General features: G+C 71.2%; 21 protein-coding genes and 2 pseudogenes. 8 read left to right on the plus strand and 15 right to left on the minus strand.

Features of this window, described 5'->3' with window-relative positions; translation table 11 throughout:
• Positions 1-183: 183 nt before the first annotated feature.
• From ABT186_RS00730 to ABT186_RS00785, 12 genes and pseudogenes are all read right to left on the minus strand, one after another.
• Positions 184-1020 carry an SCO2400 family protein gene (locus tag ABT186_RS00730; RefSeq protein WP_351922772.1) on the minus strand — a complete coding sequence of 279 codons (837 nt, stop codon included), beginning with the start codon at positions 1018-1020 and terminating at the stop codon, positions 184-186.
• Positions 1021-1332: 312 nt separating this feature from the next.
• Positions 1333-1791 (minus strand): MarR family winged helix-turn-helix transcriptional regulator, encoded by a 459-nt coding sequence (locus ABT186_RS00735; RefSeq protein WP_351222292.1) that lies wholly within the window; start codon positions 1789-1791, stop codon positions 1333-1335.
• Positions 1792-1885: 94 nt separating this feature from the next.
• Positions 1886-2245: a DUF6204 family protein gene (locus ABT186_RS00740; RefSeq protein WP_351222290.1), complete on the minus strand. Its 360-nt coding sequence runs from the start codon at positions 2243-2245 to the stop codon at positions 1886-1888.
• 33 nt (positions 2246-2278) lie between these two features.
• A complete protein-coding gene (locus ABT186_RS00745; RefSeq protein ID WP_351222288.1) occupies positions 2279-2977 on the minus strand; it encodes an SDR family NAD(P)-dependent oxidoreductase in 699 nt (232 codons plus the stop codon).
• A gap of 675 nt (positions 2978-3652) precedes the next feature.
• The gene (locus ABT186_RS00750; protein ID WP_351922878.1) at positions 3653-4102 is read right to left on the minus strand and encodes a hypothetical protein; all 450 of its coding nucleotides are present in this window, start codon (positions 4100-4102) and stop codon (positions 3653-3655) included.
• Between the two features lie 93 nt (positions 4103-4195).
• Positions 4196-4522 (minus strand): annotated as a pseudogene (locus ABT186_RS00755) (response regulator transcription factor); the annotation flags it as partial.
• 45 nt (positions 4523-4567) lie between these two features.
• Positions 4568-5260, minus strand: coding sequence for a GntR family transcriptional regulator (locus ABT186_RS00760; protein WP_351222286.1), 693 nt, complete (start codon positions 5258-5260; stop codon positions 4568-4570).
• A gap of 74 nt (positions 5261-5334) precedes the next feature.
• Positions 5335-6336, minus strand: a complete 1002-nt coding sequence (locus ABT186_RS00765) for a proline racemase family protein (protein WP_351222284.1) — start codon at positions 6334-6336, stop codon at positions 5335-5337.
• Between the two features lie 179 nt (positions 6337-6515).
• Positions 6516-7412: a dihydrodipicolinate synthase family protein gene (locus ABT186_RS00770; RefSeq protein ID WP_351222282.1), complete on the minus strand. Its 897-nt coding sequence runs from the start codon at positions 7410-7412 to the stop codon at positions 6516-6518.
• A gap of 33 nt (positions 7413-7445) precedes the next feature.
• The gene (locus ABT186_RS00775; protein WP_351922774.1) at positions 7446-8855 is read right to left on the minus strand and encodes an FAD-dependent oxidoreductase; all 1410 of its coding nucleotides are present in this window, start codon (positions 8853-8855) and stop codon (positions 7446-7448) included.
• Complete coding sequence (locus ABT186_RS00780) at positions 8845-9144, minus strand: (2Fe-2S)-binding protein (RefSeq protein WP_351222278.1); 300 nt, start codon at positions 9142-9144, stop codon at positions 8845-8847. Before ABT186_RS00780 ends, ABT186_RS00775 begins: the two co-directional genes overlap by 11 nt.
• On the minus strand, positions 9141-10292 hold the full coding sequence (locus ABT186_RS00785) for an NAD(P)/FAD-dependent oxidoreductase (protein WP_351922775.1): 1152 nt from the start codon (positions 10290-10292) through the stop codon (positions 9141-9143). The genes ABT186_RS00780 and ABT186_RS00785 overlap by 4 nt, the downstream gene beginning before the upstream one ends.
• 173 nt (positions 10293-10465) lie before the next feature.
• Between ABT186_RS00785 and ABT186_RS00790 the strand changes: the two genes are divergently transcribed.
• The 5 genes and pseudogenes from ABT186_RS00790 to ABT186_RS00810 form a co-directional block, all read left to right on the plus strand.
• On the plus strand, positions 10466-11653 hold the full coding sequence (locus ABT186_RS00790) for an ROK family transcriptional regulator (RefSeq protein WP_351222274.1): 1188 nt from the start codon (positions 10466-10468) through the stop codon (positions 11651-11653).
• A 34-nt stretch (positions 11654-11687) separates the two neighbouring features.
• Positions 11688-13514, plus strand: a complete 1827-nt coding sequence (locus ABT186_RS00795) for an alpha-galactosidase D (RefSeq protein ID WP_351922880.1) — start codon at positions 11688-11690, stop codon at positions 13512-13514.
• Positions 13515-13541: 27 nt separating this feature from the next.
• Positions 13542-15902, plus strand: a complete 2361-nt coding sequence (locus ABT186_RS00800) for a glycosyl hydrolase family 95 catalytic domain-containing protein (RefSeq protein ID WP_351922777.1) — start codon at positions 13542-13544, stop codon at positions 15900-15902.
• On the plus strand, positions 15899-17101 hold the full coding sequence (locus tag ABT186_RS00805; RefSeq protein ID WP_351922779.1) for an SGNH/GDSL hydrolase family protein: 1203 nt from the start codon (positions 15899-15901) through the stop codon (positions 17099-17101). Before ABT186_RS00800 ends, ABT186_RS00805 begins: the two co-directional genes overlap by 4 nt.
• Before the next feature lie 70 nt (positions 17102-17171).
• A pseudogene (locus tag ABT186_RS00810) lies at positions 17172-17886 on the plus strand (aldo/keto reductase); the annotation flags it as partial.
• A 57-nt stretch (positions 17887-17943) separates the two neighbouring features.
• On the opposite strand, the gene ABT186_RS00815 reads toward ABT186_RS00810, so the two are convergent.
• The 3 genes from ABT186_RS00815 to ABT186_RS00825 all read right to left on the minus strand — a co-directional run bounded on the left by ABT186_RS00815 (position 17944) and on the right by ABT186_RS00825 (position 20966).
• A complete protein-coding gene (locus tag ABT186_RS00815) occupies positions 17944-18480 on the minus strand; it encodes an NUDIX hydrolase family protein (RefSeq protein WP_351222268.1) in 537 nt (178 codons plus the stop codon).
• 132 nt (positions 18481-18612) lie between these two features.
• Positions 18613-19302 carry a response regulator gene (locus tag ABT186_RS00820; protein WP_351222266.1) on the minus strand — a complete coding sequence of 230 codons (690 nt, stop codon included), beginning with the start codon at positions 19300-19302 and terminating at the stop codon, positions 18613-18615.
• Positions 19302-20966 (minus strand): ATP-binding protein, encoded by a 1665-nt coding sequence (locus ABT186_RS00825; RefSeq protein WP_351222264.1) that lies wholly within the window; start codon positions 20964-20966, stop codon positions 19302-19304. Before ABT186_RS00825 ends, ABT186_RS00820 begins: the two co-directional genes overlap by 1 nt.
• Before the next feature lie 327 nt (positions 20967-21293).
• On the opposite strand from ABT186_RS00825, the gene ABT186_RS00830 reads away from it, so the two are divergent.
• From ABT186_RS00830 to ABT186_RS00840, 3 genes are all read left to right on the plus strand, one after another.
• Positions 21294-22154 carry an ABC transporter ATP-binding protein gene (locus ABT186_RS00830; protein ID WP_351222262.1) on the plus strand — a complete coding sequence of 287 codons (861 nt, stop codon included), beginning with the start codon at positions 21294-21296 and terminating at the stop codon, positions 22152-22154.
• Entirely contained in the window at positions 22151-23029 is an 879-nt protein-coding gene (locus ABT186_RS00835; RefSeq protein WP_351222260.1) for an ABC transporter permease, read from the plus strand. The genes ABT186_RS00830 and ABT186_RS00835 overlap by 4 nt, the downstream gene beginning before the upstream one ends.
• 64 nt (positions 23030-23093) lie before the next feature.
• Positions 23094-24185, plus strand: a complete 1092-nt coding sequence (locus tag ABT186_RS00840) for an ABC transporter substrate-binding protein (RefSeq protein ID WP_351222258.1) — start codon at positions 23094-23096, stop codon at positions 24183-24185.
• The last annotated feature ends 88 nt before the right edge of the window (positions 24186-24273 follow it).

Consider the following 24273-nt stretch of genomic DNA (forward strand, 5'->3'; position numbering starts at 1 on the left):
GGGCGCCCCCCCCACAAACCCTCGCGCTCCCCCGCGCGGGTCGGCGGGCGGGCGCGGGCCCCCACCACCCCCCCCCGCCCGCCCCCCCCCGCCTGCGGGGCCCCCCCCGGCCCCGCCACACGCCGGTGGCACGGGTGTTTCCCGCTGCCGGGGTGACGGTCGGCCTGAGCGGCGAGGGCGCGGTCAGCCGAGGCACACCACCAGCACGCAGACCTGCGACGGCGAACCCGTGGTGGGCGCGGGGCTCGCCTGCGTACCTGACGAGTCCGTGCCGTGCGCGGGCGGGGACGTCTGCTGCGGCGTCGTCTGCGTGGGGGTGGCGGTCGTTGCGTGTGCGGACGGTGAAGCGGTCTGCGGCCGAGCAGCCGACGGTGTCGTCTGTCGGGGCGAGGCGGCGGCGTCCGGCCGAATGCCCGGTGGCGTGGTGCTGGGCACGACGGAGAGGGTCTGCTGCCGGGGGAGATTGGTCTCCGTCGGCCGCACCTGGGGGGTGGGCGAGGAGCGATGGGCGTCGGGCCCGGCGGAGAGCGGATGCGCGGGCTGCGTCTGCTGCTCCTCGGTGGCGCCGAGGCTCCCGTCCTCGGGTGCCGTGGCCGCCTGTGCCCGGTCGGCGGACTGCCGGTCCATCGCGGCCAGGGTCAGGCCGCCCCCGACGAGTGCGACGGCCGTCGCGACCGCGGCCCTGCGCTTGTTCTTCCTCCAGCGGGCCAGCTGGCGACGCCGGGCGGCGCGCCCCTGCGACGGGCGCGGCACCCCGTCGACGTCGTCGGCCGGGCCCGTTTGCGGGACGGAGTCCGGCCCCGCCCCGATCGCCGCCTCGTCATGAAGAGGGCCGTCGTGCCACGTGTCCGAGGCCGCGAACTCCGATGGCGTCGTACCGCTCGCCGCCCCGCCCACCGTCGCCGCGACCCGGCCGCTGCGACCGTCGGCGAACGGGGTGATGTCAGGAGCGTAGGCGCCGCACCCCGGGCACACCAGGGCACCGTTGAGATGTCGGCGACACGAGGAGCAGTAGTCCATCTGTGGTCTTCCTGAGTTGGCTGCGCCATCGGCCCGCCCGGCCGCGGCGTGTGCTTGTTCGCATATGGGATCGAGCGTCAAGCACGCTAACGAGGCTTCTTAAAGGCTGTGTGCAGCCCGTGTGTCCCTCCTGCACAGATTCTCTGGGAGTCCTCAGGGGGTCCTCAGGGAGTCGCCCGAAAGCCCACGGAGCCCGCTTCGCGGGGGAGGCGACTGTCACGAAAGGTGGAGGTGGGCGGGAGCGCAATCCGGAAGGGTCCGTGCGGCCGCCGTGGAGGCAAGGGCGCAGGGCGAGATGACCGAGGGCCCCGGTCAGAGGGCCGGGGTGCCGTGGCCGGGGAGTCCCGCGCCGCCGAGGCGCGTCAGCAGGGCGGACAGTCGGCCGATGTCCTCCTTGCTCCACGGGGGCGCGGCGAAGATCTCGCCGGCGATCTGCTCGGCCGTGGCGAGCATGTCCGTCAGGCGTTCTCGGCCGGTGTCGGTCAGTGCCGCATAGGCCACCCGGGCGTCACGAGCATCCGTCTCGCGGGTCACCAGCCCGATCCGCTCCAGCGGCGCCAGTCCCCGGGTCACCCCCGAGGCGGTCAGCCCCAGCGCCTCGGCCAGGTCCACCCGGCGCATTCGGCCGCCGGGGGCCTGCCCCAGACGCAGGAGCATCGTGAAGTCGGCCAGGCTCACACCGTGGAGCCCGCCCAGGCTCGCGTCGAACCGTTTCACGAGAGTCACCTGCGCCCGTACGAGACGCAATGACGCGTCCAGGGCATCACTCATTGCCACCTCCTTGACTGCTCAAGCTTACAGGACAGTTGAGCAGTCAAGGATTTGTTCAGTTGATGGCCGCGGTGGACGACGGTCGGGGCAGGAATCAGGTGTACTTCTGGGCTGCGGCGCGGCGCTGCCGTTTGCCGAGGGGTGCCTGGGAGAGGTCCTCGGCCGTGGACCTGAGGTTCTTGTAGCCGTAGCCGCGCTGGGTCAGCCAGGCCTTCGCCGCTTCTTCGGCGCGTTCCGTCGCCTCCAGGATGTCCTCCTCTTCCTCTCCCGAGTCCAGGAAGCGGAAGGTGAAGGCGGACCGTGCCGCGAGGTCGTAGCTGAGGTGTCCCTCAGGGGTGAACGCCGCGCGCAGCACGTCGTGCTCCGCGGCCCGGGACTGGAGTTCGGCCCGCTGGTCGGGGGTGAGTCCGTCGAAGACACCGCGGACGATGACACGGAAGGTACGAGTACTCATCCCGCGACCCTAACCAGCGGGATCGGCGGGGCTCTACTGTGTTTCCGGCAACCGGTGACCTGGCGGCGCCGGTTCGAGGTCGTCGGCGAAGTGCCGGAAGCCGTGCCGGTCCCGGTGGAGCCTCCACAGGGTGTCGGCGAGGACGGCGGGGTCCTTCCTGTGGTGTCCGGGGATGATCGCGCCGGGGATGATCAGCTGCGCCACATGAATGCCCTCGTCCGCGAGCGTGTCGTGCAGCAGCCGGCCATAGGCGCTCTCGGCGGCGAAGGCGATCGAGGTTCCCGCGCGTTCGGGGTGCGGGACAGCGGCGGTGCCGCCGTTGACGAACAGGACGGTGCCGCGGCCCAGTTCGCGCATGCCGGGCAGGATGTGTCGTACGGCGGTGACAGGGCCGTAGAGCGAGAACTCGATCGGGCCTTCGAGGTCGTCGGGGGCGGTGTCCAGGACGGGGCGCATGAAGTCCGTGTGCGGGACCGGGCTGTACTGGAGAACCTCGATCGGGCCCAGGGTGGCGGTCGCCGCGTCGAGGGCCGCGGTGAGCGTTGTCGGGTCGCGTACGTCGGCGGCGAAACCGCGAGCGGTCACGCCATCGGCTGCGAGCTCGGAGGCGAGGGCGTCCAGCCGCTCCTGATCGCGGGCGATCAGCGCGACGTCGTAGCCCTCACGCCCGAACCGCCGTGCGACGGCGGCGCCGAGACCGGGACCGGCTCCGATGATGGCGATGGTTGTCATGATGTCTCCGAGTGGTTCATGGACGTCTTGGGTCTTTCCGGGGCGTTCCCTGCTCACGAGGCGATGATGAGTCGCTTCGCGGACGGTATCGGCCGGCATGGCGCGACACGAGCCTTGACGGCCTGGCCGGTGGGGCCACCACCGGGTCGATGTACACAGCGCCGTGGCGGCCGTACTTGGCGCAGTGCGCGGCACATCGATCCGGTCGTGGACGGTGGAGTCGGTCTCCGGGCCGACGGTGACGTCCTTGGCGACGACACCCGAACCGACCTGGCCACCGACGCGGCGATGACCAGGCTTTCGCTCAGGCCGTTCAGGATCCGGACGCGGTCCGCGTCGAGCGTGCCGAACACGGCCGCCGCCGGGGCACCGCCGACGTGGCGTCCGGTGATGAACACGCCGCCCGCGACGCCGGAGTGGTTGGGGGACGGTCATGGCGACCTCCGCCGAGCCGGTTCGGCCGCACCTGGCCGGGCCACCGGCGACGACGCGGCCGCCAAGGCGGACGTGGCCCGGCTGCTGGACGCCCTGGGCTACGACGCGGTGGATATCGGCACGCTCGCGGACAGCCGGCGCAACTGGCCGGGCACGGCAGCCGACCGAGGCGACGCGGACCGGATCGGGAGGAAGGTGCAGGCGTCCCCGGCACGCCCTGCCGCGTGGGCGCGGCAGGTGTCACTCGGCGCGATCGCGTATCGCCGAGAGCAGACGGCGCATGCCGATCGCGTGCCCGCCGGTCCCGATGACCAGTCGTCGGTAGAGGCCGCCGGCCCGGCCGGGAAAGACGGCACGGCTTTCGGCACGCAATCGCGAGTGGTACGGACCGACGTGTTCGAGCCGGAAGATGAGTGCGTAGGACGAGAAACGATGGCTCCCTTCAAGGATCAGCTCTCGTCCGGGAACCGCGGCGACGACCCGGAAGCCGGGAAACGTCGAGCCCTCGGCAAGGGGTCGTGGCCCGGCCGCCGTGCGGTCCGGGCAACCCACCAGTCGCGCGTAACCGGCCGCGCCGGGACGGGAGAAGGAACGGTCCAGTGTCCTGCCCAGGCTGCGCCAGACGTCGTCGACCCCGGCCGCGATGTCCGTCGTGTGCTCATCGATGTACGGCAACGAGGAGATCCGCATCGTGTCCCTCCGCATCGAGTCCTCCGCGAGGTCCGTCGAACTGCCGTGGCCCGGCGGCTGCCCGGAACTGCCCGGTCACATGATGACGGCCGCTCAGCCGACCTGGGGAGGTGTCGTCCGGACCAGGCCGGACTGGTAGGCGATCGCGACCAGTTGGGCGCGGTCGCGGGCGTCCAGCTTCGTCATGGCCCGGTGGACATGGGTGCGTACGGTCAACGGGCTCACGAAGAGCTTCTCGGCGATCTCGGTGTTCGACAGGCCCTCCGCGGCCAGGGCCGTCACCTCGCGTTCCCGGGCGGTGAGCGAGGCCAGGGTCTCGGGGGCGGGCAGTGGTGTGCCCGGAGCGGGCGCGCTCAGGAAGCGGGTGATGAGGGCCCGGGTGGCGACCGGGGAGAGCAGGGAATCGCCCGCGGCGAGCGTGACGTCATCCCGGGGCAGGACCGACGCCGGGGGCGCGCGGTGTGCTCAGTCGTGGGCCGCCCACAGGCCGCGGACATGCCCGAGGTGCCGGGTCATCACCTTGCGCACGGCCTCCTCGTCCCGTTCCAGCAGAGCGTCGAGGAGTTCGAGGTGCTCCTCGGCGGAGGCGAGCAGCCGGCCGGCCTCGACCAGGGCGGTCAGCCCGTACAGGCGGGACCGCTTGCGCAGATCGCCGACGACCTCGACGAGGTGCGCGTTGCCGGCGAGGGCGAGCAGGCCGAGGTGGAAGCGGGTGTCGGCCTCGACGTACGCGATGAGGTCCCCGGCCGCCGCGGCGGCGACGATCTCCCGGGCGGCCGGGCGCAGGGCCTCCAGCGAGACCCGGTCGGCGGTGCGCGCCAGCTCCACCGTGGTGGGGATCTCGATGAGGGAGCGGATGTGCGTGTACTCGTCGAGCTGCTTCTCGGAGACGACGGTGACCCGGAAGCCCTTGTTGGGGACGGTGTCGACCAGCCCCTCCTTGGCCAGATCGAGCATCGCCTCGCGCACCGGGGTCGCCGAGACACCGAAGCGGGCGGCGAGCGTCGGTGCGGAGTACACCTCGCCGGGGCGCAGTTCGCCCGTGATCAGTGCGGCCCGCAGCGCGTCGGCGACCCGCTCCCGGTAGCTGCTCTTCTTGCCGCCCAGCGTGGGCAGGGCGGGAGCGGCGGAGGGCGAGCTGGTGCGCGGGGCGGCCATGGGGTGTCTCCTCGGGAGGGTGCAATGTCACGCGCCACCAGTATCCCCGCGAGGGGGGAGGCGGCGCGTGGCGGCTAGAGGGCGAAGCCCGCCGGGAACGGATCCTCCGGGTCCAGAAGGTACTGGGCCGTACCGGTCACCCAGGCCCGCCCTGTGAAGCTGGGCAGCACCGCGGGGAGACCCGCTACCTCCGTCGTGCCGAGCAGGCGTCCCGTGAACCGCGTACCGATGAACGACTCGTTCACGAACTCGGTGTGCAGGGGGAGTTCACCGCGCGCGTGCAGCTGGGCCATGCGTGCGCTGGTGCCCGTACCGCACGGGGAGCGGTCGAACCAGCCGGGGTGGATGACCATCGCGTGCCGGGACAGACGGGCGGTGGCACCCGGTGCGTACAGATGGACGTGATGACAGCCGCGGATCGTCGGGTCCTCGGGATGGACGGGTTCCTCCTCCGCGTTGATGGCGTCCATCAGCGACAGCCCCGCCGCGAGGATCTCGTCCTTGCGGGAGCGGTCGAAGGGCAGCCCGAACTCCTCCAGCGGCAGGATCGCGTAGAAGTTGCCGCCGTACGCGAGGTCGTACGTCACCGTCCGCCCGTCGGGCAGGGTGGCCTTGCGGTCGAGGCCCACGGAGAAGGACGGCACGTTCTTGAGAGTGACCGTCTTCGCGGCCCCGCCCTCCACCGCGACCTCGGCCACGACCAGTCCCGCCGGGGTGTCCAGACGGATGGTGGTCACCGGCTCGACCACCTCGACCATGCCCGTCTCGACGAGCACGGTCGCCACCCCGATCGTGCCGTGCCCGCACATCGGCAGATAGCCGGAGACCTCGATGTAGACGACGCCCCAGTCGCAGTCGGGGCGGGTGGGCGGCTGGAGGATCGCGCCGCTCATCGCCGCGTGCCCGCGAGGCTCGTTCATAAGCAACTGCTTGACGTCGTCCCGGTGTTCACGGAACCACAGGCGCCGCTCGTTCATGGTCGCGCCGGGGATGGTGCCGATCCCGCCGGTGATCACGCGGGTCGGCATGCCCTCGGTGTGGGAGTCGACGGCGTGCAGGACGAGTTTGCTGCGCATGGCGCTCCTTGTTTTGCGCTCGGTTCGCCTCCGGGGCGCCTGAGCCTGTGTCGAGACCGACCGTGCTCAACCCTTCGGGCCTCCGCGCTCCCCCAAGCTCTCGACTTCGCTCGAGCAGGGAGGTGCCCCCATGGCCTCTCGACACAGGCGCGCCCCTTCGGCTCACTCGCTTGACTTGTTCACGCGAGCCCCGCCGCGACGGCCTTCTCCGTGGCGGCGCGGACGGCGGCCTCCTGGTCCTGCAGCAGCGGGACACGGGGCGGGCGCACGGGACCGCCGTACCGGCCGACGACGTCCATCGACAGTTTGATCGCCTGTACGAACTCGACCCGGGAGTCCCAGCGCAGCAGCGGGTGCAGCTGCCGGTAGAGCGGCAGGGCGGTGTCGAGGTCGCCCGCGACAGCGGCGCGGTACAACTGCACCGAGGCCCGGGGCAGGGCGTTCGGATAGCCGGCCACCCAGCCCTTGGCACCCGCGACCGCCAGTTCCAGCAGAACGTCGTCGGCGCCGATCAACAGATCGAGTTCCGGGGCGAGTTCGGCAAGCCGATAGGCGCGGCGGGGGTCGCCCGAGAACTCCTTGACCCCCTGGATGAAGCCCTCGACGTGCAGCTGGGCAAGGAGTTCGGGGACGAGGTCGACCTTGGTGTCGATGGGGTTGTTGTACGCCACGATCGGCAGGCCCGCCCGCGCGACCTCCCCGTAGTGGGCGAGGACGGAGCGCTCGTCGGCGCGGTACGTGTTCGGCGGCAGCAGCATCACCGACTCGCAGCCGGCGTCCCGTGCCTGCTCGGCCCAGCGACGGGCCTCCGCCGACCCGTACGCGGAGACCCCGGGCATCACCCGCGCCCCGCCGATCGCGGACACGGCGGTCTCCACGACCTTGGCGCGCTCCTCGGGGGTGAGCACCTGGTACTCGCCGAGCGAGCCATTGGGCACGACGCCGTCACAGCCGTTCTCCACGAGCCAGGCGCAGTGCTCGGCGAACCGGCCGTGGTCGACGCCGAGTCCGGCGGTGAGCGGGAGGGCGGTGGCGACGAGGACGCCGCGCCAGGGACGGTGCTGGGAGGTGGTCATACGCGATCCCCCATTCGAATGATGTGTGACATATTACTGATGGTCCTCTTCGTGCTGATGGTCCTGTTCCGGCTCCCGGGCCAGCACTCCCAGCGGAACCGGCCGGGCGAAAGGCCTGCGCGTCACCGTCTCCGCGCACCCGGCGATCCCGGCGACCGCGGGCCCGCACATCCGCCCCTGGCACCAGCCCATCCCGGCCCGCGTGAGCAGCTTGACGGTCCGCAGGTCACCGGCGCCCAACTCCTCGACGGCCGCCCGTACGGCCCGGGCGGGCACCTCCTCGCAGCGGCACACAACGGTGTCGTCGGTGACCTGATCGGTCCAGTGGCCGGGCGGCGCGTACACGTTGTCGACCGCGTCGAAGAACCTTCGCAGCGCCGCCCGGCTCCTGGCGGCGCGCTCCCACTCCCGGGGATCAGGTGCGGAGCCGGTGCGGCGGGCCGCGATCGACCGCCCGGCGATGTGCCCCTCGGCGAGAGCGAGCGCCGCGCCGCCGATGCCGGTGGCCTCGCCCGCGGCCCACACCCCCGGGACGTCGGTGCGCTGTTCGTCGTCGACGTGCACGTTCACCCCGTCGAGGCGGCAGCCGAGGGTCTCGGCGAGGTCGGTGTGCGGGAGCATGCCGTGCCCGACGGCGAGGGTGTCGCAGGGGATACGCCGACCGCTGCCGGACCGTACGCGTCCGTCGGTGTCGAGCGCGGCGACGGTCACCGCCTCCAGCCGGTCCGTGCCATGGGCCTCGACCACGGCGTGGTGGGCGAGGATCCGTACCCGGTGCCGCAGCAGCCGGGCCGCGTACAGGGCCGCTTCGACTGCCTTGTCCGGTTGGGCGGCCAGGGTTCCGGCGTGCCGAGCGAAGGCCCTCGGATCGGCGGACTCCACCAGCGCGGCGACCGTGACACCGGCCGCCGCGAGCCCGGCCGCGACCGGCAGCAGCAGCGGCCCGGTCCCGGCCACGACCGCCCTGCGTCCCGGCACCACGAGAGAGCCCTTCAGCATGGCCTGCGCGCCACCGGCGGTGACGACACCCGGCAGGGTCCAGCCGGGGAAGGGCAGCACCTTCTCGTAGCCTCCGGTGGCCAGAAGCACGGCCTCGGCCCGTACGGCGACCGGCTGCTCCTGTTCCGGCCCGAGCAGAGCGTGCACGGTGAATCCCCCGGACTCCCGCTCCGCGGACCACACATGATGATCCGCCAGGTGATTGATGCGCCCGGCCGCGATGTGTCCGTCGAGTCCCTCGCGCAGCCGCAGCCAGGTACGCCACTGGTGGTGCAGGGTCTCCGGGCGCCGTGCGCGGAGACCGGCGGCGGTCTGACGGTAGAACTGCCCGCCCGCCTCGGGGGCCGCGTCGACGAGCGTGACGCGTACGCCCCGTGCGGCCGCCGTGAGCGAGGCGGCGAGCCCCGCCGGGCCCGCGCCGATCACCGCGAGGTCACTCCGCATGGCCCGTCCCCTCCTGGGTGCGGATCACATCGCCCGGCCGGGCCGGCACGAGACAGGCCCGCTGGTTCGGCCGCTCGTTGACGGTCACCAGGCAGTCGAAGCAGACGCCGATCCCGCAGAAGATCCCGCGTGGACGGCCCTCGCGCCGGGTGGTGCGCCAGGAGGTGATGCCGGCCGCCCAGAGCGCGGCGGCGAGGGTCTGTCCCGGCAGCGCCTCGATCTCACGGCCGTCGAAGGTGACCGTGAAGGCGTGACCCGGCTGCGCCCGGGCCAACTCCAGCGGATTCACGAGGCCTCCCTCCCGAATCGGTCCGGCCGGAACGGTGCGAGATCCAGTTCCGGCGTCTCGCCCCTCAGTACCTGCGCGATCAGATGCCCGGTGCCGGTGGCGAGCCCGATCCCCGCCCCCTCGTGACCGCAGGCGTGGAACAGCCCCGGTACCCGCGGGTCCGGGCCGATCGCGGGCAGATGGTCGGGCAGGTACGGCCGGAAGCCCAGGTATGCGCGCATTGCCCGCACCCGCTCAAGGAACGGGAACATCCGGGTCGCCCCGGCCGCCAGTGCACGTACGACCGGCAGCGAGAACGACCGGTCGAAACCGACCCGTTCACGGCTCGCACCGATCAGGACCGGCCCCGCGGCAGTGCCCTCGACGACCGGTGAGGTCCCCAGGGCCGCCGAGTCGCTGGCCACGTCGGCCACATAGTCGGCGGCATAGACCTTGTGCCGGACCCTGCGCGGCAACGGCTCGGTGACGAGGACGAATCCACGGCGGGGGAGGACCGGCAGGTGCACCCCCGCGAGTGCGGCGAGTTCACCGCCCCAGGTTCCGGTGGCGTTCACGACGGCCGGGGCGTGGAGGTCGCCGCCGGTGGTGCGCACCCCGCGTACGGCCCCCTTCGAAGTGCGGAGCACCCCGGTCACGGCCTGGCCGGTCAGCAGGCGCGCGCCGGACGCCCGTAGCAGATGCGCGGCCGCGAGCGTCGGCATCACCTGGCAGTCCTGTGGATACAGCACGGCGCCCGCGAGTTCCGGGGCCAAGTGCGGTTCGATCTCATGGAGGCGGTCGGCGGGGACGTCCACCGTCTCGACCCCTGCGGCCCGCTGTCCGGCCGCGAAGTCCGCCAGGGCGGTGAGCCCTTCGGGGGTGGAGGCGACGACGACGCCACCCTTGGGCTCGTATTCGACCGCCCCGCCCAGCTCTTCGGCCACGCGGGCCCACAACCGCCGGGAAAGCAGGGTGAGTTCGAGTTCGGGGCCGGGTGCCTTGTCGGAGACGAGCAGATTGCCCTCGCCCGCGCCGGTCGTGCCGCCGGCCACCGGGCCGCGGTCGACGAGCGCGACGTCAAGACCGGCCCGGGCGGCGTACAGGGCGCAGGCCGCGCCCACCATGCCGGCTCCGACGACCACGACATCGCAGGTCAGTCGCTCGCTCACATCAGTACTATGTCACATGGCTCAGTGTCGGGCGCAACACCGTCCTTGGATGTCCTGCCAACTCCCTCGGATGGCCTCGCATTTGAAAGGCATGGAAACCCAACAGGAAATCTTCAGAAGGCTCTTGTTTCTTTTATTGACAGCGGAAAAGAAGGGTCCTAGGTTCCGGGGCCATGCCTGCGACTCCTCGTACGGAGGCGTTCCCGGCGCACACGCCGGCCGCCTCCCAGGTCTTCCTCACCGTGCTCTCCCACGGTCCCCTCACCCGGTCGGACGTCGGGGGGCTGGCGGGGCTGTCGGCGGCCGCGGTCACCAAGGCCGTCCGGCCCCTGATCGAGGCCGGATACCTGGTCGAGAACGCCGAGGACACCGGTGAGGAGGCACGATCGTCGCTGGGACGGCCCGCCAACCCCGTGCGGGTGAACGGCGGACGGGCGCTGTTCATCGGAGTCAAGATCACCGGCGATGGGATCATCGCCGTACTGACCGATCTGTGCTGCCGGATCCGTGTGGCCCGGCATCTGCCGTTGACCGCCCGCGATCCCAAGGCGGTCCTGGCGCAGACGGCGGAGCCGGTGCGCGAACTGCTTGCGGAGGCCGACGGGTTCGGCGTTGCGGTGCAGGGCCTGGGCGTGGCCGTTTCCGGTGACGTGGACCGTGCGGCCGGGGTCGTGCGCTACTCGCCCTTCCTGGAGTGGCGCGACGTCCGGCTCGCCGAACTCATGGAGATGACGACCGGGCTGCCGGTCACCGTCGACAACGATGTGCGCGCACTGACGGTCGCCGAGCAGTGGTTCGGCGCGGGCGTGGGTCTGTCCGACTTCGCACTGGTGACCGTCGGCGCCGGTATCGGCTGCGGTCTCGTCGTGCACGGGCAGGTCGTCTCCGGCGCCCACGGCGTGGCAGGCGAGATCGGGCACGTGGTCATCGACCCGGCGGGCCCGGCCTGTCACTGCGGCAACCGCGGCTGCGTCGAGGCCATCGCCGCGGATCCCGCGATCGTCGCGGCGGTGCGCGAGGCGACCGGCGTGGCCGTGGCCGACGCCGCCGAGGCCGTCGACCTGGCTCACCGCGGTGACCGGGGTGCCCGGGACGTCTACACCCGGGCCGGGGACGCGATCGGCCGGGCCATCGGCACCGTCGCCAATCTGCTCGGCCCCGAACGCGTGATCATCTCCGGCGAGGGCCTGGCGGCGTACGACCTGTTCGCCGAGCAGATCCGAGACGCGTTCGCCGCCTCCGCCTTCGGCACGGCTGCGCAGTGCGACCTGCAGACCCGCCCGCTGCCCTTCGACGAGTGGGCGCGCGGGGCCGCGGCCACCGCCATTCAGTCCTTCATCAGATCACAGGCGCACCACTGACGCGTACGGCTGGACCGTACGAGGAGGAGCGATGATGCTGCAGAGCCGCAGACCCTTCCGCACCAGACCGGCCTCCCCCCGCACCCTGAGGGCCGCGTTCGTCCTCGCCCTCACCGGGGGGATCGCCACGGCCGTCCCCACGGCACACGCGGGCCCGGCCCAGGCTCCCCCGGCCAACCCCGCCCCGGCTGTCGCCGCCAAGCCGTACATGGGCTGGTCGAGTTGGAGCATGCAGTCGTCCAAGTACCCGGGCCTCAACCCGACCGGCGACTACAGCTATCTCACCGAGGCGAACGTCCTGAAGCAGACCGACGCCCTCGCCGCCCGGCTCAAGCAGTACGGCTACCAGTACGTCAACATCGACGCCGGCTGGTGGCGCGACAACGCGTGGAAGCCGGAGTTCGACGACCACGCCCGCCAGCAGGCCGACCCGCACCGCTTCCCGGACGGAATGAAGGCGGTCGCCGACCGCATCCACGCGAAGGGCCTCAAGGCCGGCATCTATCTGCCCGTCGGCCTGGAGAAGGAGGCCTACGGCGGGGGCAGGATACCCATCAAGGACGCCCCCGGCTGCACCACCGCCGACATCGTCCACGGCGACCTGCGCACCACCAACGGCTGGGACAGCGCGTACAAGCTCGACCTCTCCCGCCCGTGCGCACAGAAGTACGTCGACTCACAGGCCCGGCTGCTCGCCGACTGGGGCTACGACTTCCTCAAGCTCGACGGCGTCGGCCCCGGCTCCGGAAAGAGCGGCGACCAGTACGACAACGTTGCCGACGTCGCCGCCTGGCAGAAGGCCATCGCCGCCACCGGCCGCCCGATCCACCTCGAGATCTCCTGGTCGCTGGACATCGGCCACGCTGCCGACTGGAAGAAGTACTCGGGCGGCTGGCGCATCGACACCGATGTCGAGTGCTACTGCAACACCCTGGTGAGCTGGGAGAACTCGGTCGACGACCGCTGGGACGACGCCCCCGCCTGGAGTCGGCACGCGGGCCCCGGCGGCTGGAACGACCTCGACTCCCTCGACGTCGGCAACGGCGCCATGGACGGTCTCACCAAGGCCGAGCGGCAGAGCTACGCCACGCTGTGGGCGATCGCCAAGTCCCCGCTCTACACGGGGGACGACCTCACCCGCCTCGACTCCTACGGCCTCTCCCTGTTGACCAACCGCGAGGTCATCGCGGTCGACCAGAGCGCCGCGCCGCCCGCCCGCCCCGTCACCCCGGCCGACGCCCAGCAGGTGTGGGCCGCCCGGAACCCCGACGGAAGCTACACGGTCGCTCTGTTCAACCTCGCCGACGCTCCCGCCGCCGTCACCGCCCACTGGGCATCCCTCGGCTTCAGCGGCAGGGCCGCCGTCCGGGACCTGTGGAACCACGAGAACCTCGGCACGTACAAGGACAAGGTGACCGAGGCCCTCCCCGCCCACGGCTCCCGCCTGTTCACGGTCACCCCGCACGGCCGCGCACTCACCGCGACCGCCTACGAGGCCGAGTCCCCGGCGAACACCCTCAGCGGCAACGCCTCCGTCGCCGACTGCTCCGCCTGCTCCGGCGCCCACAAGGTCGGCAACCTCTACCTCGGCGGCAGCCTCCGCTTCAACGACGTCGTCGTCGACAGGGCCGGCACCTACCTGGTGAAGGTCGCCTACGTCAGCGGTGACGCCCGCTCGGCCGCCGTCTCCGCCAACGGCAACGGCGCGACCACCCACAAGTTCCCGTCCACCGGGGACTGGGGGACCGTCGAGACGGTGAGTGTGCCCATCACCCTCAAGGCGGGCGCCAACACGATCACCTTCGACAGCGGTTCCGGCTACGCCCCGGACATCGACCGCATCGACGTACCGACGTCCTGACGACTGACCCCCCTTACGGAGCCCGCCATGGACACCGACCCGTCCGACCGGCTGCCCAGACGCAGTCTGCTCGCCCTCGCCGCGGCGACCGGAGCACTCGCGTCCCTGCCCGCCTTCACCGCCTCCGCGGCACCCCGACGCCCCGTCGGCTCACCGGACATCAAGGGGCCCCAGCTGTGGTGGCAAGCCCCCGCCGACGAGCAATCGATGATCCAGCAGGGCCTGCCCGTGGGCAACGGCCGGCTCGGGGCCCTCGCGAGCAACGACCCCGGCCGTGAACTCCTGCTGATCACCGACGCCACCATGTGGACCGGCGGCCTCAACGACACCCTCGACGCCGACGGCCAGTTCCCCTACGACCGCGAGCACTTCGGCTCCCTCACCCTGCTCGCCCGCCTCACCGTCGGCATTCCCGACCACGACCTGTCCGCCGTCTCGCGCTACCGCCGCGCCCTCGACCTCGCCCGGGGTGTGGTGACGACGTCGTACGTGCGCTCCGGAGTGACATATGAGCGACGGATCTTCGCAAGCCGCCCCGACGACGTCATCGTGCTGCACTTCACCCAGAGCGGAGGCGGGCGGTACACCGGCACCGTCATGCTGGAGGGAACCCACGGCGAAACCCCGCAAGGTGCAACCTCGTTCGGCGCCTCGTTCCCGGGCGGCCTGCGCTACGGGGCCGCGGTGACCGCGTACGGCAGCGGTGGCAGGGTGAGCGTGAACGGCTCGCAGATCTCTTTCTCCGGCTGCACGAGCCTCACCGTGGTGATGAGCGGCGGAACCAACTACGCGCCCGACGCCGCCGCCCACTACCGCGACCCGTCCCTCGACCCCGAGCGCCTGGCCCGCAGCAAGGTCCGTGCCGCGGCCGGGCTCTCGGCGGACACGCTGTTGCACACCCATGTCGCCGACCATCACGCTCTGTTCGGGCAGCTGGACGTCTCACTCGGCACGTCGTCCGCCGCGCAGCGTGCGCTGGACACCTGGGAACGGATCAAGGCACGCGCCCTGGACGGTGACCCGGATCCCGAACTCGAGGCCGCCTACCTCCAGTTCGGCCGCTACTTGATGATCTCCGGATCGCGCGGCAGTCTCCCACTGGGCCTCCAGGGGCCCTGGCTGGACGGAAACGACCCGGACTGGATGGGCGACTACCACACCGACATCAACCTCCAGATGAACTACTGGATGGCCGACCGGGCCGGCCTGTCGCAGTGTTTCGACGCCCTCACCGACTACTGCCTCGCCCAGCTCCCGTCCTGGACCGAGCTGACCCGCACCCGCTTCAACGACCCGCGCAACCGCTACCGCAACTCCACCGGCAAGGTCGCCGGGTGGACCGTCGCCATCTCCACCAACCCGCACGGCGGACTGGGCTGGTGGTGGCATCCGGCGGGCAACGCCTGGCTGTGCAACACCCTGTGGGAGCACTACGAGTACACACGCTCCCGCTCCCATCTGGAGCGGATCCATCCGCTCCTCAAGGGTGCCTGCGAGTTCTGGGAGGCGAGGCTGATCCCGTACAGGCTCCCGGACAGCGGTCGCGAGGTGCTGATCGCCGACAGCGACTGGTCGCCGGAGCAGGGCCCGCTCGACGCCAAGGGCATCACCTACGCCCAGGAGCTGGTGTGGGCCCTGTTCGCCAACTACCGCAGCGCCTGTGCCGAGTTGAAGAAGGACACGGGGTACGCGGACACCATCGCCGGACTCCAGCAGCGACTGTACCTTCCCCGGGTGAGCCCCAGCACCGGCTGGCTGGAGGAGTGGATGTCCCCCGACAACCTCGGCGAGACCACCCACCGGCATCTGTCCCCGCTCGTCGGACTCTTCCCCGGGGACCGGATCCGCCCCGACGGCTCCACCCCGGCCGGAATCGTGGAAGGGGCCACCGCCCTGCTCACCGCGCGCGGCATGAACAGCTTCGGCTGGGCGAACGCCTGGCGGAGCCTGTGCTGGGCCCGGCTGAAGAACGCGGAGAAGGCGTACCAGCTGGTCGTGAACAACCTCCGCCCGTCCACGGACGGCTCCAACGGCACGGCCCCGAACCTCTTCGACATCTACGAGGTGGGGCAGGGGCGCGGCATCTTCCAGATCGACGCCAACTTCGGGACCCCGGCGGCGATGACCGAGATGCTGCTGTACTCCCGCCCGGGCCATCTGGAGCTGCTGCCGGCGCTCCCGGAGGCCTGGGCGGCGTCCGGCTCGATCAGCGGGGCCGGCGCGCGGGGAGGATTCGTCGTCGACCTGCGCTGGCGGGAGGGGAAACCGACCGAGGCCAGGATCCGCAGCATCGGCGGCCGGACCACGACGGTGGCGTACGCGGGTACGTCCCGGACGGTCACCCTGAAGCCGGGCGAGTCCGTCACGCTGAAGGACTTCGTCCGGTGAGGGCCCGGTCCACCCGTGTGCGCCGCATGCTCGCGGTGCTGCTCGTCGCCGCGTGCGCCCCGGCCGCGCCCGCGTCGGCGCACTCGTCCGGGAGCCGGCACGACGTGATCACCTGGGGAGCGAGCGCCGACCGTCTGGGAGACGCCGTCGCCGACCGGAGCTACCGGCTGGTCGTGCGCACCAGCGTGGCCGGGGACGACCTTCGCATCCGGCTGTCCAACGCCTTCGGCGACCGGCCGGTGACCTTCGACAGCGTCTACGCGGGGCTCCGGCGGCAGGGCGCGGCACTGGTCCACGACAGCAACCGACGGCTGACGTTCGGCGGCGCCCGCTTCGTGACCGTACCCGCGGGAGCGACGGCGTACAGCGACCCGCTGCCCGGCAGGCTGCCCGCCGCGACCGATCTGGTGATCAGCCTTCACACCCCGGACGCGGCAGGTCCCGCGACCGGTCACGGGATGGCGATGCAGACGTCGTACACCGCCCGGGGCGACCACACCGCCGAGGAGGACGGAACCAACTGGACGGATCCGACGGGTTCCTGGTTCTACCTGGACGCCGTCTCCGTACGGACCAGCGCCGCGACGGGAGCCGTGGTTGCGCTCGGCGACTCCATCACGGACGGCTGGGCGTCGACGACGGACACCGACCGCCGCTGGCCCGACTACCTGGCCCGCCGGCTCCAGAAGGCGGACACGACGGTCAAGGGAGTGGCCGACGAGGGGATCTCCGGCAACAAGGTCCTGGCGGACGGTGCGGGCCGGAGTGCGTTGAACCGGCTGCAGCAGGACGTCCTCTCGCACCCGGGCGTCCGTACGGTCTTCCTCTTCGAGGGCGTCAACGACCTCAAGGCCCACACCGGTGTCATGGCACAGGACCTGATCGCGGGCTACCGGCAGATCGTCGACCGCGCCCACGCGGCCGGCGAGTGTGTCGTCGGGGCCACCGTCGCGCCCTTCAAGGGCTGGCCGGAGTGGGACCCGGCCGCCGAGACCGTACGCCAGGAGGTCAACGCGTTCATCAGGGACAGCGGGGAGTTCGACGCGGTCACCGACTTCGACCGCATTCTGCGCAGCCCCTACGACCACGAACGGATCCTGCCGTTCTTCGACGGCGGCGACCATCTGCACCCGAACGACAAGGGCATGCAGGCGATGGCGGACGCCGTCGACCTCAGGGCCCTCGACTGCGGCCCTTGACCTGAAGTGCGCTTCAAACTGAAGACTCCCGTTCGGGCCCGCACCCGCGAGCCCGAACGGGAGGGACCACGGGCGGTGGCGGCACAGCCGCGCCATCGGCGACGAGATCGTGATCGCGCGAAAGCTCGGCGTCCGCCCGCTCGCCCCCGGCACCGGTTTCGTCGACAACCCGGAAGGGCTGTCGGCCAAGGTGATCCGCGAGTCCGCCGAGCGTAAGCGGATGCGGGTGCCGCCCGCGCGAGCGCAGCCGAGCGTGGGGGAGGCTCGGCGTGGCGGAACGGGACGTGCTGTACCCACATCGAGGACCGCACCGTCCCCCTGCGGGAGACCGTCGAGGGCTTTGCCGAACTCGTCACGGAGGGCACCGTCGGTCTGCTCGCGTGAGCAACCACGCCGTCTGGCGGGTGGAGCGTGCCCCTGCCCTCGCCGCCGCGGCCGGACCGCCCGGCTACGAGGTGCTCCAGTACCGGCACAGCCATCTGCGCCCGCGCTCCGGCATGCCAAGCGCGCTCTTCCCGGACGGCAGCCTCGGCGAGGCTGGTGCCGAACTGCTGAGCTGTCTGCGGGCCGAGCCCGCCCTGACCCTCGTCGCCTCCGCACCGCCGCTCAACGGCGCCTACGGACGTCCGGACAAGCCGCTGCCGCTCGACTACGGCCGCCCCGGCACCCCCGCGCGGCTCGCGGTGCTGCGGGACATGGCCCGCGAGACCGGCGCGACCGTCAACAAGGTGGTGGACCTGCAACTGACGGCGGAGCAGAGGGCGCGGCTGGACGCGGCGCACTGAGGCACGCCCTTCGGCCCGGCGCCGCTTCAGCAGGGGCGCCGGGCCGGAACGCGTCGGTCAGGACAGGCAGCCCACGTGGGCCAGGGCCTGCTTGAGCAGGACACCCTGGCCACCGGGCATCTCGTTCTGGACGACGGCCGAGGAGGCCTCCTGCGGGCTGAACCACTCGAGGTCGAGCGCGTCCTGCCGAGGGGCGCAGTCACCGGCCACGGGGACGATGTAGGCGAGGGACACCGCGTGCTGCCGGGGATCGTGGAACGGCGTGATCCCCAGCGTCGGGAAGTACTCGGCGACGGTGAAGGGCTGCAGCGAGGCCGGGACCCGGGGAAGTGCCACCGGGCCGAGGTCCTTCTCCAGGTGGCGCAGGAGGGCGTCCCGGACCCGTTCGTGGTGCAGGACCCGCCCGGAGACGAGGGTACGGCTGACGGTCCCGTCGGGTCCGATGCGCAGCAGCAGTCCGATGCTGGTGACTTCGCCGCTTTCGTCGACGCGCACGGGCACGGCTTCCACATACAGGATCGGCATGCGGGCACGCGCCGACTCGAGTTCGTCGGCACTCAGCCAGCCGGGTGTGGTTTCGGTCGTGTCAGGCATTGCCTGATCGTACGGTCAACAGCCCGCGCTGTGCGCGTGTCGCACCAGGTCAGACGCAAGTCACACGGATGGGCAGCGTCACGACCCCGAACGGCCGGGCCCCGTCCACCCCTCGTTCAAGCCGGAAATCGGTCAGGAGACGATGCGATAGCGGTGCTCCGGACGGCCGGTGGCTCCGTAGCGCAGTTCGAGCCGGACCATGCCCTCCTTGACGAGGTACGACAGATACCGCTGGGCCGTGGCGCGGGAGACACCGGTCAGTTCGGCCGCCTCGGCCGCCGACACTGCACCGCGCGCGGAGCGGAGTGCCTCGTGCACCAGCGTGAGGGTGGGCGCGGAATGGCCCTTGGCCGGTACCCGTGGGACGGCCGGTGGGCGGGTGGCGCTGAACAGGGCGTCCACGTCGGCCTGCTCGGTCTCGGCGGTACGGGCCAGCGCGTGCACGCGGTGCTGGAGCTCGCGGTAGGCGTTGAGCCGCTCGGCGAGGTCGGGGGAGCCGAAGGGCTTGACCAGATAGCCGACGGCGCCGAGCTTCATGGCGGTACGGACCGACTCGATGTCCCGGTCCGCCGTGATCATCAGGGCGTCGGGCCGGGAGCCGCCCTCGTCCCCGGTGAGCCGCCGCAGCACGTCGAGCCCACTGCCGTCCGGCAGGAAGACGTCGAGCAGCAGCAGGTCCGGGTGCAGGGTGTGCACCGCCTCCAGGGCGTCGGCCACGCATGCCGCCTCGCCGACCACCTCGAAGCCCTCGACACGGCTGACGTACTCGCTGTGGATGTGGCTCACCCGGAAGTCGTCGTCCACCACCAGGGTGCGGATCATCAGCGGTCACCTCCCACGGGCAACGCCGTAGTGAACAGTGCGCCCTGAGGTGCTGGAGCCGTGTCGGGCAGCGGCAGCACGACGGTGAAGACCGCGCCCGGTCCTTCGCTCACCGTGATCGTGCCACCGTGCCGCTGCACCAGCCGGTGCACCAGGGCAAGGCCCAGGCCGCGCCGGGCGGTGCCCCGCTCGGGCCGGCTCGACCAGCCGTCCTCGAAGATCGACTCGGCGGCGCCCGGAGGGACCCCCGGTCCGGTGTCCGCCACCCGCACGGTCACCTGGCCGGGTTCCTCGGCGAGCGTGAGCCGCACCTCGCGGCCGCCCGCGGGAGGCGGACCGTCGCCCGCCGCGTCGACCGCGTTGTCCAGCAGATTGCCGACGATGGTCAGCAGCCGTCGCAGATGCGGCGGGTCCTGGCCGAGCGCGGAGTCGTCGCTGAGCACGACCCGCACCCCGCGTTCGGATGCGACCGTGGTCTTCGCCACGATCAGTCCGACCATCAGCGAGTTCCCGATCCGCTTGCGCACCGACTCGGTCAGCGCCTGCCCGGCAGCGGCCGACCCGACGGCGAACTCGTACGCGTCGTCGTACTCCCCGATGTCCAGCAGCCCGGCCAGGGTGTGCATCCGGTTGGTGAACTCGTGCTGCTGGGCACGCAGTGCGTCGGTCAGCCCGCGTACGGAGTCCAGCTCGCGCAGCAGCCCGACCATCTCCGTGCGGTCGCGGACGGTGACCACCGCGCCCAGTTCACGGCCGTGCAGGGTCACCGGCATCCGGTTGACGACCAGGCAGTTCTCGTCGGTCAGGACACTCACGTCGGTGCCGGTCAGGGTGCCGTCCAGCGCCCGGCGCAGCCGTCCGTCGGGCAGGACCTCCTCGAGCGTGCTGCCCAGCGCCGTGCCGAGGCCGAGCAGCCGCCGTGCCTCGTCGTTCACGACGGTGATCCGGCCGTCGGGGTCGAAGGCGACCACGCCCTCCCGGATGCCGTGCAGCATCGCCTCGCGGTCCTGCAGCAGCCCGGCGATCTCCTCCAGCTCCAGACCGAACGTCGTCCGCTTCAGCCGCCGGGCCAGCAGGTACGCGGCCGCCGAACCGAGCGCGGTGGCGATCGCGGCGTAGAGACCGAAGGTGGGCAGTTCACGCCACAGCTCGCCGAGCACGTCGTGTTCCGGAATGCCCACCGACACCTCACCGACCAGAGCGCCGGAGGGTCCGTACAGAGGGGCCTTGCCGTTGGCGGACCGCCCGGTCGCGCCCTGGTCGGAACCGACGTGCGGGCGGCCGTCCAGCACCACGATCGGATCGCCCACCGGCTCGCCGACCAGGGCCGGGATGGGGTGCGAATGCCGGATGCCGTGCAGGTCGATCACGACCACGTACGACGCCCCCGACGCCTGACGGATCCGTTCGGCGACCGTCTGCACCACATCGCCACCGCCCCCGTACTCCAAGGCCTGCTGGATCTGCGGCTCCGCGGCCGTGGTCTGCGCGATGGCCAGCGCCCGTGCCTCGTAGGAGCGGTCGAGTTCGGCCCGCTGCGCGACGGCGAACAGAACGAAGCCGATCATGCCGGTGAGCGCGAGGATGAGGAGCTGGTTGGCCAGGATCCGCGCGGAGAGCCTCCCCTTCCCGCCGCGGCCGATCGGGATACGGATGGGTATCACAGGTGCCTCTTCGCCCCGGTCTTACGTGGTGCCGGGCTCGGCCCCTGCGCCGTACCCGTGGTGGCGTGATTGTGCCTGATGGCCGGGATTCTGCCCACCCCCCGGTCCGCTGAGCAGAACGCGCAGAACCCGATTGAACTTGCAGAACGCAAGGCGGGCGGGCCTGGCCGGGGGCCTTCGGCGGCTTCCGGCCGGCCTTGAGCGCAATGAGCAGAACCCGGGTTTACGCAACTATCGCGGGATACATCGGAAACAGCGACGTAACACCGGGTGGCCTCTAGCGTCTGCCTTCCTCGACCTCCGAGGACAGGAAGGAGACGGCCCCACATGGCTTCGCGAAACGATGTCGCGACGAGCCCGATCGCCGGCGGAACCGACCGCGAGAGTGCGCGTATCGAGATTTCCGGGCTCACCAAGCGATTCTTGACTCCTGCCGGTGAGGTGTTCACGGCGCTGCAAGGCGTTTCGTTCACCGTGGAGCCGGGCCAGTTCTGCGCGGTGGTGGGCCCCACCGGCTGCGGCAAGTCGACGACGCTCGGCATGGTGTCCGGGCTCGACCGGCCGAGCGAGGGCTCGGTCAAGGTCGGCGGCCGTGAAGTGGACGGCATCACCGACGGCGTCAGCTTCATGTTCCAGGCCGACGCGCTGCTGCCCTGGAAGACCGTTCTCGGCAATGTGCTGATGGGCCCGATCTTCCGCGGTGTCCCCAAGCAGAAGGCACAGGCCGCGGCGCGCGACTGGCTGCGCCGGGTCGGTCTGTCCGGCTTCGAGGACCGCTACCCGCACCAGCTCTCCGGCGGTATGCGCAAGCGCGTGGCGATGGCCGCGGCGCTGATCAACGAACCCAAGATCCTGATCATGGACGAGCCGTTCGGCGCCCTGGACGTGCAGACCAAGGCGATCATGTCGACCGAGCTGCTGGGCCTGTGGGAGCAGATCCGTCCGTCCGTCATCTTCATCACCCACGACCTCGACGAGGCCGTGGCGCTCGCCGACCGGGTCGTCGTCATGACGTCCAGCCCCGGGTCGGTCAAGGCGGTCTTCGACATCGACCTGCCGCGCCCGCGCGGCTCGGTCCAGGAGATCCGCTTCCAGCCCCGCTTCATCGAACTCCAGCACCAGATCTGGGAAACGCTGCGCGAGGAAGTGGAGCGCGCCTACGCACGCACCGCAGGAGGAAAGGCATGAGCACGACGTCCACCGTTCCCGCCGCCACGGTCACCGACGGCGGGCCGGCTTCGGCCGCGGCGGTCGCCAAACGCGCCGCCCGACGGCGTATCGCGCTGGTGTGGGCGGGCCGTATCGGCCTCGCGGCCATCGTCATCGGCGGCTGGCAGGCGTTCACCACCTGGGGCATCGTCGACCCGTTCTTCTTCGGGCAGCCGTCGGGAATCTGGAAGCGTCTGATCGACCTCTTCCAGCACGGCACCGAGTTCGGCTCCTTCTACGCGAACATCTGGACCACCATCCAGGAGGCCCTCGTCGGCTTCGCCCTCGGCGCCGTCACCGGAGTCATCGTCGGCGTCGCGCTCGGGCAGAGCCGCTTCCTGTCCGATGTGCTCGGTCCCTACATCAAGATGGTGAACGCGATCCCGCGTATCGTCCTCGGCTCGATCTTCATCGTCGCCTTCGGTATCGGCGTGACCCCGAAGATCCTGCTCGCCGCCGTGCTGGTGTTCTTCATCGTCTTCTTCAACGCCTTCCAGGGCGTCCGCGAGGTCGACCGCAACATCCTCGCCAACGCCAAGGTGCTCGGCGCCTCCCAGATGCAGATCATCCGGCACGTCATCGTGCCCTCCGCGCTGACCTGGATCATCGCCAGCCTGCACAGCGCCTTCGGCTTCGCCATCGTCGGCGCGCTCGTCGGCGAGGTGCTCGGCGCACAGAGCGGACTGGGCCTCGTCATCAAGACCGCGCAGAACAACTTCGACCCCAACGGCGTGTTCGCGGCGATGCTCGTCATCGCGGTCATCGTGCTCGGTGCGGAATGGCTGATCGGCAAGCTCGAGCACCGGCTTCTGTCCTGGCGTCCGCCGTCCCCCTCCGAGGCCAACAGCCTCTGACCGTCCCTCGTCACCCCCGTCCCACGTTCTGCTTCCCCTGAAAACCCGAAAAGGAAGAGCCGCCATGTTCAAGAGAGCCCTCACCGCATCGCTCGTCACCGTTCTCGCCCTCGGCGCGGCCACCGCGTGTTCCAGCAGCTCCGGCAGCTCCGGCTCCGTTTCGAGCGGCTCAGGCGGCACCCCGACCGTCAAGATCATGGTCGGCGGCATCGACAAGCAGATCTACCTGCCGTACCAGCTCGCCGAGAGCCTCGGCTTCTACAAGAAGTACGGCGTCAACGTCCAGCTGAGCACCGAGCAGGACGGCGGCGTCGGCGCCGAGGACGCCATGGCCTCGGGCCAGGTGGACATGGCGGGCGCCTGGTACATCCACACGATCGACTTCCAGGTGAAGGGCAAGGCGGTCGAGGACGTCGTCCAGCTGTCCGGCGCGCCGGGCGAGCGGGAGATGTGCACCGCGAAGAGCGGAGTGAAGTCGGCCGCCGACTTCAAGGGCAAGACGCTCGGCGTCACCGACCTGGGTTCGGGCACCGACACCCTCACCCAGTTCCTGGCCGCCAAGAAGGGCCTCAAGACCAGCGACTTCAGCCGGATCGGAGTCGGCGCGGGCTCCACCGCCATCGCCGCGCTGCAGAACGGCAAGACGGCCTGCGTGATGACGACGCAGCCGACGGTCGCCGCGATCGAGAAGAAGGGCGTCGGCTCCTCCGCGGTCGACCTGGCCACCACCGCGGGCGCCCAGGCCGCGACGGGCGGCGCCTGGCCGGCCGCGAGCGTCATCGCCCGTACCGACTGGGTGAACTCGCACAAGGACGCGGTGCAGAAGGTCGTCAACGCGCTCGTCGCCACCATGCACTGGATCGACAAGCACAGCGCGGCCGACATCGCCGACAAGCTGCCGCAGTCGTTCGTGCAGAACCAGCTCGTGACCAAGGACGACTACATCAAGGCCCTGACCCAGGACAAGGGGCAGTTCCTCCCGGACGGCATCATGCCGGCGGGCGGCCCGAAGAACGTTCTGGCCACCGAGGAGCTGGTCGGCCACGCAACCTCGTCGGTGAACCTCGGCACGACGTTCACCAATGACTTCGCCATCCAGGCCAACAAGACGGAGGGCTTCACCACGACGACGTCCCCGGCGGGGTCGAACGGCTGAGTCTCCGACGCTCACGGGGCCGCCCAGGTGACTGCCGCTCGGGCGGCCCCGTGCCGTGAGCGCCGAAGAACTCGTATCCTCCCCCCGC

Source organism: Streptomyces sp. NPDC001634, from assembly GCF_040298185.1.
Classification (GTDB): Bacteria; Actinomycetota; Actinomycetes; order Streptomycetales; family Streptomycetaceae; genus Streptomyces.

Coding starts and splice junctions, on each gene's coding strand:
- ABT186_RS00730 (WP_351922772.1), bottom strand. CDS start 1,020: ATGGACTACTGCTCCTCGTGTCGCCGACATCTCAACGGTGCCCTGGTG.
- ABT186_RS00735 (WP_351222292.1), bottom strand. CDS start 1,791: ATGAGTGATGCCCTGGACGCGTCATTGCGTCTCGTACGGGCGCAGGTG.
- ABT186_RS00740 (WP_351222290.1), bottom strand. CDS start 2,245: ATGAGTACTCGTACCTTCCGTGTCATCGTCCGCGGTGTCTTCGACGGA.
- ABT186_RS00745 (WP_351222288.1), bottom strand. CDS start 2,977: ATGACAACCATCGCCATCATCGGAGCCGGTCCCGGTCTCGGCGCCGCC.
- ABT186_RS00750 (WP_351922878.1), bottom strand. CDS start 4,102: ATGCGGATCTCCTCGTTGCCGTACATCGATGAGCACACGACGGACATC.
- ABT186_RS00760 (WP_351222286.1), bottom strand. CDS start 5,260: ATGGCCGCCCCGCGCACCAGCTCGCCCTCCGCCGCTCCCGCCCTGCCC.
- ABT186_RS00765 (WP_351222284.1), bottom strand. CDS start 6,336: ATGCGCAGCAAACTCGTCCTGCACGCCGTCGACTCCCACACCGAGGGC.
- ABT186_RS00770 (WP_351222282.1), bottom strand. CDS start 7,412: ATGACCACCTCCCAGCACCGTCCCTGGCGCGGCGTCCTCGTCGCCACC.
- ABT186_RS00775 (WP_351922774.1), bottom strand. CDS start 8,855: ATGCGGAGTGACCTCGCGGTGATCGGCGCGGGCCCGGCGGGGCTCGCC.
- ABT186_RS00790 (WP_351222274.1), top strand. CDS start 10,466: ATGCCTGCGACTCCTCGTACGGAGGCGTTCCCGGCGCACACGCCGGCC.
- ABT186_RS00795 (WP_351922880.1), top strand. CDS start 11,688: ATGCTGCAGAGCCGCAGACCCTTCCGCACCAGACCGGCCTCCCCCCGC.
- ABT186_RS00800 (WP_351922777.1), top strand. CDS start 13,542: ATGGACACCGACCCGTCCGACCGGCTGCCCAGACGCAGTCTGCTCGCC.
- ABT186_RS00815 (WP_351222268.1), bottom strand. CDS start 18,480: ATGCCTGACACGACCGAAACCACACCCGGCTGGCTGAGTGCCGACGAA.
- ABT186_RS00820 (WP_351222266.1), bottom strand. CDS start 19,302: ATGATCCGCACCCTGGTGGTGGACGACGACTTCCGGGTGAGCCACATC.
- ABT186_RS00830 (WP_351222262.1), top strand. CDS start 21,294: ATGGCTTCGCGAAACGATGTCGCGACGAGCCCGATCGCCGGCGGAACC.
- ABT186_RS00835 (WP_351222260.1), top strand. CDS start 22,151: ATGAGCACGACGTCCACCGTTCCCGCCGCCACGGTCACCGACGGCGGG.
- ABT186_RS00840 (WP_351222258.1), top strand. CDS start 23,094: ATGTTCAAGAGAGCCCTCACCGCATCGCTCGTCACCGTTCTCGCCCTC.